Origin of the sequence: Plantactinospora sp. GCM10030261 (assembly GCF_042666615.1) — a bacterium.
Lineage (GTDB): Bacteria > Actinomycetota > Actinomycetes > Mycobacteriales > Micromonosporaceae > KBS50.
Genome location: NZ_JBHTDD010000035.1, coordinates 24,951 through 38,310, shown reverse-complemented (window position 1 = coordinate 38,310; position 13,360 = coordinate 24,951). Strand labels below are relative to the sequence as shown.

Annotated in this window: 10 protein-coding genes; 9 read left to right on the top strand and 1 reads right to left on the bottom strand. The window is 70.0% G+C overall.

Features of this window, described 5'->3' with window-relative positions; translation table 11 throughout:
• Nucleotides 1-330: 330 nt before the first annotated feature.
• Genes ACFQUZ_RS28620 through ACFQUZ_RS28590 form a run of 7 tightly spaced genes read left to right on the top strand, consistent with a single transcriptional unit; the run spans nt 331 to nt 8,950 of the window.
• Complete coding sequence (locus tag ACFQUZ_RS28620; RefSeq protein ID WP_377447736.1) at nt 331-645, top strand: hypothetical protein; 315 nt, start codon at nt 331-333, stop codon at nt 643-645.
• A 5-nt stretch (nt 646-650) separates the two neighbouring features.
• On the top strand, nt 651-1,013 hold the full coding sequence (locus tag ACFQUZ_RS28615) for a hypothetical protein (protein ID WP_377447734.1): 363 nt from the start codon (nt 651-653) through the stop codon (nt 1,011-1,013).
• A 40-nt stretch (nt 1,014-1,053) separates the two neighbouring features.
• Complete coding sequence (locus tag ACFQUZ_RS28610) at nt 1,054-4,677, top strand: ATP-binding protein (protein ID WP_377447732.1); 3,624 nt, start codon at nt 1,054-1,056, stop codon at nt 4,675-4,677.
• 1 nt (nt 4,678) lies between these two features.
• Nucleotides 4,679-6,631, top strand: coding sequence for an MFS transporter (locus ACFQUZ_RS28605; protein WP_377447730.1), 1,953 nt, complete (start codon nt 4,679-4,681; stop codon nt 6,629-6,631).
• Nucleotides 6,632-6,637: 6 nt separating this feature from the next.
• Nucleotides 6,638-7,186, top strand: a complete 549-nt coding sequence (locus tag ACFQUZ_RS28600) for a hypothetical protein (protein ID WP_377447729.1) — start codon at nt 6,638-6,640, stop codon at nt 7,184-7,186.
• Nucleotides 7,183-8,331, top strand: a complete 1,149-nt coding sequence (locus ACFQUZ_RS28595; protein WP_377447728.1) for a M23 family metallopeptidase — start codon at nt 7,183-7,185, stop codon at nt 8,329-8,331. The genes ACFQUZ_RS28600 and ACFQUZ_RS28595 overlap by 4 nt, the downstream gene beginning before the upstream one ends.
• A 16-nt stretch (nt 8,332-8,347) precedes the next feature.
• On the top strand, nt 8,348-8,950 hold the full coding sequence (locus ACFQUZ_RS28590; RefSeq protein WP_377447727.1) for a hypothetical protein: 603 nt from the start codon (nt 8,348-8,350) through the stop codon (nt 8,948-8,950).
• A 2-nt stretch (nt 8,951-8,952) separates the two neighbouring features.
• On the opposite strand, the gene ACFQUZ_RS28585 is transcribed toward ACFQUZ_RS28590, so the two are convergent.
• On the bottom strand, nt 8,953-9,381 hold the full coding sequence (locus ACFQUZ_RS28585; RefSeq protein WP_377447726.1) for a hypothetical protein: 429 nt from the start codon (nt 9,379-9,381) through the stop codon (nt 8,953-8,955).
• Nucleotides 9,382-10,056: 675 nt separating this feature from the next.
• On the opposite strand from ACFQUZ_RS28585, the gene ACFQUZ_RS28580 reads away from it, so the two are divergent.
• Together ACFQUZ_RS28580 and ACFQUZ_RS28575 are read left to right on the top strand one after the other, a co-directional pair.
• Nucleotides 10,057-12,858: an FtsK/SpoIIIE domain-containing protein gene (locus ACFQUZ_RS28580; RefSeq protein ID WP_377447724.1), complete on the top strand. Its 2,802-nt coding sequence runs from the start codon at nt 10,057-10,059 to the stop codon at nt 12,856-12,858.
• Nucleotides 12,855-13,331, top strand: a complete 477-nt coding sequence (locus ACFQUZ_RS28575) for a hypothetical protein (protein ID WP_377447722.1) — start codon at nt 12,855-12,857, stop codon at nt 13,329-13,331. The genes ACFQUZ_RS28580 and ACFQUZ_RS28575 overlap by 4 nt, the downstream gene beginning before the upstream one ends.
• Nucleotides 13,332-13,360 lie beyond the last annotated feature (29 nt).

Below are 13,360 nucleotides of genomic sequence, written 5' to 3'. Positions count from 1 at the left end.
CGCTCGACCGTACCCACCGCGATGTGTCCCGCAGGGCGGACACCCCGTTCGAACACGTGTACGATCCAACGCGTCAACAGGACGACGAGGGACACGGTTCGCGCCTTGTTAGGGACAGGGGCGGGCCGTACGCTGTGCAGTTGCGAGGCATCCAAACGGCGAAGCTGAAGGGAAGGGCCAAAGCGGCACGAATCACCCAGAATCCGCCACCGGGGGTGACGGAGACGGAACAACCGGTCCACCGAGAAGGGGTCGGTCGACCGCGGTGACAATGCCCGGCTTGACATCTGCGGATGCGGCTTCGCCGGCCGCGCCTTGGGGAGGTTTGCAATGATCGCCACGGAGTTTCTGGAAACGACGTGGGCAGGCGCCACACAGGTGTTCCACACCATCTCGTACGCCGCGGCGGCGGCCCCGGAACCAAAGGGCATCAACACCGAAGGTGTCGTCACATTCTTCGCCAGCAAGATCGCACCGATCCTGCTCGCCGTACTCGGCGTGATCTTCATTGGCCGGGCCAGTCGCGGTGAGATCTCCAAGGTGCTCACGAGCTCCGCCATCGCGATCGTGGGTCTCGCCTTCATCGCCGGCGCGGCCACACTCTTCTTCGTCGGCGACTACCTGATCAACCTGATCTTCCAGTAGGCGCCATGCGACTGCGCACCGACGACGACATCTACCGGGCCCGGCTGGTCTACCTCGGGCCACCCGGCTACACCCTTCCGGTCCACCTGCCGTACGCCCAGTACGGCCTGTTCATGCTGCTCGTTCCACTGTTCATGTTCATTCACTGGCTATTCACGTTGGACGTGGAACTGTTCCCGGCATGGGAGATCGCGCTGGCGATCGTCACGACGTCGTTCATCTTCCGGTACGTCGACCCCGACCGACCGGCCCGCACGGTGATCCGCACCGCGCTGACCGACTGGCGCCGCACCCGGGAACCAGCCACCGAGCAACGCGACCCACGGCTGGTGGCGACCCGGATTCGGATCCGGGAGGAGCTGGTATGACCGACCGCCGGACGTCCCCCTCCGTCGGTGAGGCGACGGAATGACCCCAACCTCGTCGCCAGGCTTTCCTCGCCCGGCGGTACCGCGAGCCGACACCAAAGGTAACGGTGTGCGACCGAACGACTACGACGAATCGGACGGGGTGGACGCCGAGTCCCTCGATCCGGCCCTGGTGACGAGTCCGGGGCAGGGCGGTGTGGCCCGCTTCCAGGCACCGCGACCCGTACGCCGTCGCCCCGCTCCGTCCCCCACCGACCAGACCGGACCGTCGAACTCCTCGGGTAGCCGGCCGGGCGACCACCCGGACATCGACTCCCCGTTCCTCGACCTCTTCGGGCACACACCTTCTCCCAGGCCCACCGCGGCGCCACATCAGCGCTCCTCGGGCTGGGGAGAACAACCGGCTCCCCCGCCACCGCAGCCGGTCGCCGACTCTCTGCGCGGCACGCCGCCCCGGCACGTCGAACCGACCCCACCGGCACAGCCGGCACCACCGACCCAGGCCGCGCCCCCGACTCATGAGTCCCCCGCCGCCCGCCCGGCCGAGCGGGACGGAGTGGCTCGTCCGGCGCCGTCGGTCGAGCCAACCGAATCCGCGTCCCAGCACGCACATACGGCGAATACCGACAACCGGGATCAGCTCGATGACGAGCCGACCTGGCCCGAGTACCAGGCCTGGACCTCGACAGCGACCGAGCCTGCGGGTGGAGTTCCGCGGGTGCCGCCGTACGCCCGCGAGGCCGCAAGTTCCGAGCCCTCGGTCGCCGCACCTCGCCCCTTTCACCGAGCCGGATCCACACCGGCCGCGTCCTCCGCGCCCGACCGTGCGGCGTCCACAGCGAAGATCAGCCCGAACCACCGGGATACCGCACCCGTCCCGGCTGCCGGCGCCGAGGCCGGGCCGCCGCTGGCCGACGCGACGCGGTCCACACCGGTCCACCATGACCAAGCCCGCTCTCCGGAGCTGGCCGCCGAGCGGCCCCCCGTCCGCCGGGCGGACGACCGGTCCGCGCAGACGACGCAACGAGAGACGGACGGTGGTCGCCGGGGCCGCCGGCAGCGAACCGCGAAGCCGCCGGCCGTTCGGCCGCCGAAGGTCAAGTTCGGCGACCGCGACCCCGCCGTCGAGCTGGCCATCACCGAAATCGCCGGCCATCTCACCTTCACACCCAACACCGTCACGGCCTGGTACTGGTTGCCCGAGGTTCGATGGGCGTTCCGTCCCGACGCAGAACGGGAAGCGCTGCTCGCGGCGATCTCCGAGCAGTACGCGGGTCTCGCGGGATTCCGGTTGCACCTGCGCCGGACCACCCGTCCATTCCCCGCCGACGAATGGGCCCGGACCGTCGACCGGAACACCGCCAAGCCCCTGGCCCCGGTGCCTGGCGCACCGAGTTGGTCCGATCACCTGGTCGCGGCGCAACGACACCTCCTCTCGGTCAACCACGCGGAGGGGCAGACATATCTCGGCGTCACCTTCGCCCGCCGATCCATGGGCGACTCTTTCGTGGAACGCGTGCTCCGTACGTTCGGCCGGGGCGTCGCTGACAGTGAGCGGCGCAAGCTTGGACGGACCGTCGAACAGTTCGACGAGGTCCTCGGGGCATTCGGCATGCGCGGCCGGCGGGTCACCGCGGGTGAGCTGGAATGGCTGCTCTACCGTTCGGTGGCCCTGTGCATGACACCACCGACATCCCTCTCCCCGGTCACCGGCGGGCGATGGGAACGCGGCGACCTGCTGGCTCTCACCGAACAGGTGGAGCGCTACCGCACCCCGTACGGTTCGACCGTCAAGCTGGTCAACCGCATGACCGGCGAGGAACGACACGTAGCCGTCCTCGCCGTGGGCCGCATGGAACCATTGGAAATTCCGGAACGGCACGAGCCATGGCTGCACTTCCACGAGCGACTGCCCTGGCCGATGGAGTTGTCCAGCCGGATCGACCTGCTCGGTTCCGGAGATTCGTTCCGCAACCTGGAGCACCGACTCCGCATGATCCGGTCGCAACAGGCCGACTACGCACAGCACGGCATGGACGCACCGCCCGAACTCGAACGGCTCGCCAAGCGGGCGCTGGTGATCGGTGACGAGATGACAACCGGATTGCCGGTCGAGTCCGCCCGAGCACACGGGTGGCACCGCATCGCGGTGGGCGGCCGCAACCGGGAGGAATGCCTGGAGCGGGCACGGCGGTTGATCCAGCTCTACTCGCGCGAGCTGCGTATCTCGCTGCAACACCCCAAGAACCAGGACTGGCTGGCCCGGGAGTTCATTCCGGGCGAGCCCGTGGCCAACACCGGCTACGTCCGTCGAATGCCGGTCAAGCTGCTTGCGGCGGCGCTGCCTCAGGCCGCGTCAACGGTGGGTGACCGGCGGGGTGACCTGATCGGCCGTACCGCCGGCACCTGCCGTCGACCCGTGTTCCTCGACCTGCACTTCCCCATGGAGGTGCGCGAGCGGTCCGGGCTCGCCGTTTTCGTCGCCGAACCTGGCGGTGGCAAGTCCACGCTGCTCGGCGCGCTCGGTTACCTGTCCGCCCGACGTGGGGTGCAGGTGACTCTGCTCGACCCGTCCGGCCCGCTCGCCCGGTTGTGCTCCATGCCGGAGCTGCGCCCGTATTCCCGCGTGCTCAACCTGACCGGCTCCGAGCAAGGCACGCTCGCGCCGTACTCCCTTATCCCCACCCCGCTGCGGTCGGAGTTCCCGGCCGGTCCGTCCGGGGATCGGGAGTTCGAGATCGCCGTGTCCAACGCCCGCGCCGAGCGCCGCATGCTCGTGCAGGACATCTGCATGATGCTGGTGCCACCGCAGGTGGCCCGCGAGGCGTCCACGGCGACGCTGTTGCGGCACGCGGTGCGCCAGGTTCCCGCCGAGGAGACGTCCCGGTTGGACGATGTCGTCGCGTGCCTGGCCGGCCTCGCCGACCACGACGGCAAGGAGCTGGCCAACCTGCTCCTCGACACCGCTGAAATGCCGCTGGCGTTGCTGTTCTTCGGTCGGCCACCAGAGGGTTTGCTGGGCGCCGACGCCGCATTGACAGTCATTACCATGGCTGGCCTGCGGCTCCCCGACCTCAAGATCGAACGTGAGTACTGGTCGGCGGAGGAGGCGCTCGCCCTGCCGATGCTGCACACCGCACACCGCCTCGCGGTCCGGCGCTGCTACGGCGGGTCGATGTCCTCCCGCAAGCTGGTCGGCCTGGACGAGGCCCACTTCATGGAGGGCTGGCGGTCGGGCCGGTCGTTCCTGGTCCGGTTGGCTCGGGACTCCCGGAAATGGAATCTGGCGGCGTTGGTCTCATCCCAGAACCCGCGCGACATCCTTGGCCTTGACGTGCAGAACCTTGTCTCCACCGTGTTCGTCGGCCGGATCGCCGAAGACGAGGAGATCGCCTCGGAGGCTCTCCGACTGCTCCGGGTGCCCGTCAACGACGGGTACGAGGCGACGCTCGCCTCGCTGTCCGCAGTGGACAGCTCGTCGGCGGACCGGCTCGGCTTCCGTGAGTTCGTCATGCGCGACGTCGACGGTCGAGTCCAGAAGGTACGGGTCGACGTGTCGTACGTGCCCGGCCTGCTCGACCATCTCGACACCACCCCCGCTGCGACGACACCCGCGACGACCGTCGCGCAGTTACCGTCCAGCATCAGCGACCCGGAGGCGTGACATGGCACGGCGGGCCGTCGCGATGGTCCTCGCCATCGCCGTTCTCGCGTTGGGCTCGCTCGCTTGGGCGACACCCGGCGTCGCCACACCCGCATCCGCCACCCCCGCAGCCGCCCAGGTCCCGATGCGGGCGCCGGTGGACCTCTGTACCACCAAAGAGTGGCAAGCCGATCCTCGCGGCTGCGCACAGCGACTGACGGACACTGGGGAAAATACGATCGACTGTGACCGTCCACCGACGCCTAACGCGCCTGACTCTGGATTAGCCGGCTGGTTCGCCAGCCGCCCGGAGTCCGCCAGGCATAACGGCCCACAGGGCCTGTACAGCACCTATGGTTACGCCGGGTACAGCTACATAACGTACGACGTGGACGGTGGCTGCGCCTCCTCGCTCCTGCATCCGGATTACCGGTTCACCACCACGGTGGCCAACGGCGAGTTCATGCTCGCCACGTCGGTGATCGGGGCCTCCAACGCGCTCCGCGAACGGGCCTGGTCGCCGCAATCCATGTGGGGCTGGGCCGACCCGCTTGTCGAGCAGGCCACAAAGGCCGTTTACCAGAAGGTGTTCAGCGTCTTCGGCATCGTCACCCTCTGCGTCGTCGGCCTGTATCTGATCTGGCGGTCCCGGCAGTCGGACATGAGCAACGCGATGACCACCGCCGGCTGGGCGGTGCTGGTGATGGTGGCGGTCACCGCGCTGGCCGCCTGGCCGGTCCGATCGGCGAACATCGCCGACGGCACGCTGGTCGGCGCCCTCGCCGTGGTCCACGATGCCGTCGGGCCCCGCGCGCAGGACATCCCGCCCGATCAGTGCGCGCTGCCTAACCCACAGGCATGCAAGGACAACCGTCCACCGGCGGTGCGGGCCAGTGACACGGCCACCGAGACGATGCTGTACCGCAACTGGCTGCGCGGGGTGCTGGGTTCCGCCGACAGCGAGACCGCTAAGAAATACGGGCGGGCGCTGTACGACGCCAAGTCACTTTCGTGGGACGACGCTGAGACTGTTCGAGCGAATCCTAGTACCCGTGAGACCGCAATCAGGGCAAAGCAAATGCAGTGGATAAAGGTGGCCCAGCAGATCAAGAAAGAAGATCCCGAGGCGTACGAGTACCTGACCGGCGAGCGGGACATGGAGCGGGTCGGCGCCGGCTTCATCGCCCTGCTGGCCGCCGTGCTGTTCGCCATGTTCGACCTGACCGCCTCGCTGCTGGTGCTGCTCGGGTTCCTGATCTTCCGGTGGGCCGTCATCGCCGCCCCGATCCTGGGCACGATCGGGCTGCTCCGCCCGGCCAGCGCGGGATTGCGCCGGCTGGCAAACGCCGTCGTGGCGGCGGTCTTCAACATCGCCATCTTCGGTACCGGGGCCGCCGTCTACCTGTTCGCGGTGGATTTGATCATGAGTACCCCGACGCTGCCGGGTTGGCTCCAGGTGGTGCTGGTCTGGTTGTGCGGCGTGGTCGGTTGGCTACTGCTGCGGCCCTACCGGCGGATCACTCAGCTGGGCGGCAAGGACAGCAGCGAGGCGGTGAGTTCGGCCGGCTCCTGGCACCGTCGCTTCTTCCGGGATATGCGCGAGGCGGCCCGGTTGGACGTGGCCGAGCCGGGCGGGACGGCCGAGCCTCGGCTTGCTCGAAGGGCCGCCGCGGTCGGCGAACAGACGCGTCTGCGCCCCGAGGCCCGGCTGGAGGATCCGGCCCATGCCTCCCCATCCCGACCCGACGGCCGGGAGCGGGAGGCGCCGGCCCTCCCCGCCGCCGCTTCGACGGCATCCACCGAGACGCCCGCCCCGGTCGCCCGAACCACACCGGCGCCACGGCGCCGCCAGCCGGCTGGCTGGGTCGAGCCGGACGTGCCCGACCCCACCCCGTCATACGCTGTCTACCGCCCCGACTCCGTGGACGAGCCGCAGGTCCGGCCGAGCCCACGGATCCGCTCCGAGGCCAGGTGAGCGTCGATGCGACGGACGATCGCGTTACTGATCAACGGTGTTCTCCGTTCCCGGCTCGGCGTGGCGGTGGCGTTGGCCGTGGTCGTTCTCGGGGTCGTCGGCGCCGCCCGGCTGATCTCGGGACCGAACGACGAGCGGACCGGCGTCAACGGCCAACCGGCCGGGCCGATCACCACCGTCCATCCGACCACCGGAGACGACGGGTTGACTTCGGACGGCGGACCGGTCTCTCCGAAGGCGATTCCCGGCGTCGAACCTCCCGAGTCGGTGGCGAGGAGCTTCGCCACCGCGTGGCTGCGTCGTGACCTGCCTGCCGACCGCTGGCACACCGGCCTGGCGCCCTATGCCACCTCCACGCTCGCTGGCCGGCTCGGTGAGACCGACCCGGCCGGAGTTCCGGCGGAGCGACTGACCGGCTATCCGGTGCTGACCCCACAAACCGCGGATCTCGTCCAGGTCAGTATGCCGGTCGACACCGGCATCCTGCATCTACAACTGGTTGACGCCGACGGGGCCTGGCGGGTCGACGCCGTCGACTGGGAGCGCGCGTCATGACCGCGGGAGGCGGTGTTGTCGCCGCAGGGCGTCGCAGGGCCCGCCGGGCCGTGGCGCTCACGGTGGTCACCTCCACGTTGGCGCTGTTCTGTTGCGCCGGTGGCGCGGGCGCATTCCTGCTGACGACGCTTGGCGGAGACTCGGAACCCACCGACCTGACCCTCGCGGCCGGGCAGTGCGGCCAGGGCGAACCGGTGGCGGCAACCGGTGAGATGCCTCGGCTGGATAACTTCGGGCCCAGCCAACTGCGTAACGCCGCTGTCATCATCAACATCGGCCGGCAGATGAAGGTGCCGCCGCGTGGGTGGGTCGTCGCGATCGCCACCGCGATCCAGGAATCCCGGCTGTCCAATCTGCCGTATCTGGGGGCGAGAAACGACCACGACTCGCTGGGCCTGTTCCAGCAGCGCCCCAGCCAGGGCTGGGGGACGCCGGCCCAGGTGCGCGATCCCGCATACGCGTCGCGCAAGTTCTACGAGCGGCTGCTGCGCGTGGACGGCTGGCAACAGTTGCCGCTCACCGATGCGGCACAGCGGGTGCAGCGCAGTGCGTTTCCGGATGCCTATGCCAAGCACGAACCGGTCGCCACCCGGATCGTGAATCTGCTCGCCAACGGCGCGGCCCTCGCTGCCGGCGACGCCGTCGACCCGCGTTGCGCGGAGGCCGGGGAAATCGCCGCGTCGGGATGGACTGTGCCGGTCCGCGCGGTCGTCGGGTCAGGGTTCCGGACGGCCTCTCGGCCCGGTCACAACGGTGTCGACCTGATTATCGGGAAGGAAAAGGACATCCACGCCACGGCCGCCGGCCGGGTGCTGGTGTCCCGGTGCGACCCGGACCATCGGGGGGCACTGAGTTGCGACGTGGACGGCCATCCGGGCAAGGGTGGTTGTGGCTGGTTCGTGGACATCCAGCATGCCGGTGGGGTTATCACCCGCTACTGCCACATGGTGCGGGCTCCGTTCGTCCGGGCCGGCGACACGGTGCGGGCCGGCCAGGTCATCGGTAAGGTTGGATCAAGCGGGAACTCGTCGGGCCCACATCTGCACTTCGAGGTGCACCTCGGCGGGTTGCGTTCCAGCGCCGGTGCGGTCAACCCGGTCCCGTTCATGCGCGAGCGGGGTGCACCCTTGGAGGGCAACGGATGAGGTGGCGGGAGTCGCGATGAGCCGCGAGCCGCTTCCCGACCCGTTCGCCGGCGAACCCGACTGGGCCCCTCGACCCCCTCGTCCTGTGCTGCTGGCCCCGGCCAGCGGACCCCACGACCTGCGAGGTCGGCGGATCCGGGTCGGTCTGCCGGGCCTGGGCTGGCGCGCCGACCTGCGTGCGGACGACCGGGTGGTGCAGGGCAGCCGGACGTACGTGCCGGCCATCCCGGAACATGAGTGGTATCGGGCCGAGGCCGAACAGACCGAAGTCTTTGCGCCGTTGGTTCCGGCCGAGCGGGTGTGGATCGAGCTCCTCGGCGAGCAATCCGATCGCGTCCCCACTCCCGACGTACTCTCCCGATTGGTGTCGTTGGACGCTCCGACGCATCGTCTTCCCGTGCCTGTCGTCGACGCGGACGCCGTAACCGGCCGGCGGGTGGTCCAGGTTGTCGATGGAGTGGAACGCCGAGACTTGCGGGCGATCACGGAACTGCACACCAGCGTCGATGGGGACATCTGTGTCCGGGTCACCACGGAAGTCGAGTGGTACCGCTGGGCGTGGAGCGGTCAAACCCCGAAGACGCAGGAAGTGCCGGTGCACCTGCTGTGGCTCGAGTAAGATCAGATCAAACGTTCAGCCTGGCAGATCCGCCAGCCACCTTCATTCCTTGCCTGAATCATCCACGATTGTCGCTCGCTTTGCGATGATCCATTTACAACCGCAGAAAGTATCAACTCCAATCGCACCCGAGCTTCGCTACCTTGCATTTCGATTGCCATACTTCCCCAGCTCACGTCGATCGAGGTGCCGAATCGGCTCTCACGTTCGACCAGATCAGCACGCAGGTCGTGAAATTGCGCTAATGACGGTGATCGGCAAACGAGTTGCTGCGCGAGGGTATCGTTACGGTCCACGAAATGGGCTTGAAGAAAGCCGTAAACCGCTACATCTGGAGTGCTGCGGTCTGGGGCGGTTGCTCGGTCGTACAACACGAACAGGCCGCCGGTGCCGAGCAGCAGCGCCGCCAGCGCTCCACCGAGGATGATCAATACAAGCCGACGGCGGCCTCCCGGTCGGGCAGGCACGGGGGCGGGTGGTCCCTGGGTAATCGGTGCCGCCGCATGGTGGAAGGGCTGGACCGGGGTGTGCTGGAGTGGCAGGACAGGCGAGGACTGGGTCGGCGTTCCGGGCGCCGAACCGGGTGCGGTCGCGACGTCGGGTCCGCCCGGCCGCGTTACAGCGGCGACGTCCGGCCCGTCGGACGGTGTCGCCGCCGCGACGTCGGGCGCGCCCGGGGCCGGCCTTCCTTGGGCGGGGGCGGCGGCTTGTTCCGACCGCACACCTTGCTCGGGCGCAGGACCGGCCTCGTCGGGATGGGTCCGCTGCGCCGGGACACGAGAGGTCTGGGAACCGGCGGGTGGCTGCACAGATTCCACCTCCTGAGGCTATCGGCCGCCATGCGTCTGCCCAATAGCCGAAGATCTCGGTTCGGTGACCCATGTGCCATCGGGAAGTCACGCTCCGACATGGACGCGGGGCGGATCCGCTGCTTGTGATCACCGCCGGTACACGGCCCGAGCCAGCGGAGAGGCGCCGCCAGGAGCCACCACTCCGACGCGGTCCGGCGAACCGCCGCGCATCCCGGAAACCGGGCCGGACCTGGGTTACCGTCCTAATTCGGGATGAGATCCGTCCAGTCGGCCCGGTCGGGAAAGGCGGATTCGTTGGCCAGCTTGAAGTCGCGTACCGCTCGGGCGGCGGCTCTGCACCGGCAGGCCGCCGCGGTGGTGACGGCCGTCGCCAGCGTGCTGGACGCCGACCCCCCGGCGGCCGCCGACGAACGTGAGCAACGGGACCTGGTCGAGCGGCTGCGCGTGGCCGGAGCGCGACTTGCGCCGGGTTGGTTGGGTGATCCCCTGACCGCGTCGACAAGTCACCCGGCTCTGGGCAGCGGCGCCGCCTCCGGCCACGTCCGGATCGGCGTGGCTGAGCCGGTGACCGGAGTGCGGTTCCCGGCGATCGTGCCCCTGTTGGGCACCGGGCACCTCACCATGACCGCCGACGCGACGGACCACCGGGTCGGCGGCCTGCTCCGTTCCCTGCTGCTTCGCCTGCTCGCCGCCACTACCGCGGGTTCCCTGCTGGTCCGTGCGGTGACCGACGTCCGGACGACCGTCCTGTTCGAGCCCTTCGCACCGTTGATCGACGCGGGCCTGATGCCGCCACCGGCGACCGACCGGGCGGGTCTGCTGACCGTCCTCACCGAGGCGGAACGCTGGGTAGGACCGTCGCGGTCCGGAGCCGCCCGGCGCCGGCGCCGGGATCGCACGATGCTGGTCGTGATCGCCGCATTGCCACCGGACGTCGAACCCGACGACCTGGGCCGGGTCGGCGAGCTGGCCCGGTCGGGCGTCTCGGCCGGCCTGCATCTGATGGTGGCCGGCTGGCCCTCGACTGATCCGCTTACCGCTCCACAGCAGCACCCAGCGACGGTTCCCGCAGCCGTGGACGTGGTGTCTGACGCGGCAACCGCCCAATCGACCGCTCCACCGCCCCCAGCCGCACCGTCGGCCACGGCACGACCGGCCGCGCAAGGACCGGCCACGGCACGACCGGCCTCGCCACCGGCGGACGCGCGGCACGTGAAGGGCCCACTGCCGGTCCACACATCCAGGGTGGGCCTGGCTCCTGCCTCGCCGGCCTTGGCGGACGCGACGGTGGTGACGGTCTTCGAGTCGTACGCCGTTCTCGGTGATCCGCCCGGAGCGTCGTTCGGCGGCCGGGGTCCGCTGCCCGCACCGGGCGGCCTCGACGTACCGGTGCTTCTGGATTCCGACCCTCCGGCCGCCCTGGTCGACCGCGTCTGCCGCGACCTGGCGGCCCGGTTCGCGATCGACCGCCGCCCCGATGTCGCCGATCTGCTCCCCGACGACGCCGAGTTGTGGACCGAGAACGCCGCCGACGGACTGACCACGATCGTCGGCCATGATGGCGACACCCCCGTCACCCTGCGGTTCTCTGACGTGACACCGCACTGGATGGTCGCCGGTCGCCCCGGCGTCGGCACCACCTCGTTCGTCGCGAATCTCGTGTACGGCCTGGCCGCCCGGTACCGCCCGGACGGTCTCGCCATTCATCTGCTGAACCTGCGTCCGGCACCGGCCTTCGGTGAGTTCCTGCCCACCGACACGGACCGGTCCTGGCTGCCACACATCCGTACCGCCGGGGTCGGCGCCGATCGCGAGTACGGACTCGCTCTGCTGCGCGAGTTGGACGCCGAGTTGGATCACCGCCAGATCGTGTACGAGCGGGCGGGGGTCGGCCGCTTCTCCGAGCTGCCCGAACGGGATCGGCCACCACGCGTGATCTGCCTGGTCGAGGGCGTCGCGGACCTGCTCGTCGAGGGGGACAGGACGGCCCGGGAGGCCGGTCGGCGGCTGGAGTCGGTGGCCCGCCGGGGTCGCTCGTACGGCGTCCATCTGCTCCTGGTGTCGCGGCCTGGCGCCGCTGGTCCCACCGTTCCCGGACCGGGCGGTTCTTGTCCGGATGCGCTGCTCGGGCAGTTTCCCGTCCGGATCGCCCTGCCCGGTGGCGGAGAGGTGTTGGAGCCGACCAACGAGTCCGCCGCCGATCTACCACCCGGCGCGGCTGTGGTGAACACCGCGGGCGGGCTCGGCGGACCACGTGGAGCCACCCGTGGTCACGAGCGAATTGTTCGCTTCCCCGATCCACGGTTGGCGGCCCCGGTGCTGGCCGAGTTGCGTAACCAGCTCTGGCTCGCCCGACCGACCGACGACGAACCGCGAGTGTTTACCGGCTCCGCATCGGCTCGCCTCGACGACGACCCTGCGTACCGGGCCCGGTTGGCGGCGGGTGTGGGTCCGCTGACCGCGCTCCTCGGCCGATGCGTGACCACGTCGACCGACACCGCCGCGTTCACGCTCGACGAGGCGCCCGGCCGGCATCTGGCGGTGGTGGGCCGGTCGACCACCGGCGTCGAGGTGCTGGACGCCGCCGCTCGGAGTGTGGCCGCCGTCGTCGCCCCCGGGGCGGTCCGTTTCGCGGTGGCGTCGCTGGTCGAGGAGGCGGACGCGGTGGCGGACGAGTTGGTGTCGGCGTTGCGGACCCGGCATGAGGTCGACATCGTGGACGCGGCCGGCCTGCTCAAGGAGCTGGACGCTGATCGACCCGGGTTCGTCGTCGTGTTCGGCATGGACGCCGCGGGCGCCGCGGATCTGCCGCGGGAGCAGGTCCGGGCGGCGTTGTCGAGCGGTCCCGCTCGGGGGGTCCACCTGTTGTCGTGGTGGCGGCGGACCCGACGGTTGGTCGAGTTGGCCGGCGACCGGCCGCTTGGTGACTACGTGGCCGGTGTGTTGCTGCTGGACCTGCCGGCGATCGAGGCGGAGTACCTGCTCGGACGGGATGCCGACTGGCGGCCACGGCCCGGTCGGGCAACCATGTTCGACGCGCGCAGCGGAACGTGCACCCTGGTCGTCCCGTTCCGTCGATCCGGAGGTGTTCGGTGACTGGGGACGCGTGGCAGGAGTACCTGGCCGCGGCCCAGCGGCTCGCGGCGGTACGCCGGGAGGCCGCGGCGGCGGCGGCGGACCGGCTCGGCGGTTCCGACGCGGTGCGGGACCGGCTGACCGAGGTACGCCAGCGGCTGGCGCCGCAGCGGGCCCGGCTACGCGAACTGGGGGTGGCCGAGGTCGACCTTGTGCCCTCGCCGCCGGAATTGTCGATCGCCGCCCGGTCCGCCGGGCGGGAGCCGGTGACCCTGTCCGCCGCACTGGACCAGGCCGACCGCGCGGTGACGGGAGCGGATGCGGTGCTGACCGGCCGGCGGGGGCGCTCGCCCGGCTTCCGGGCTCGGCGATCGACGCCGGCGCGCCCGTCCGCCTCGGCGTGGGGCTTCCGGCCGTTCGCCGTGGCGCTGATCCTGCTGGCCGGCGGCCTGTTGGCCTGTGTCGGATCGGTGCTGCTGCTTCTCACGGGCTGACACCTGGCCCCGCGACTGACGTCCGGGGC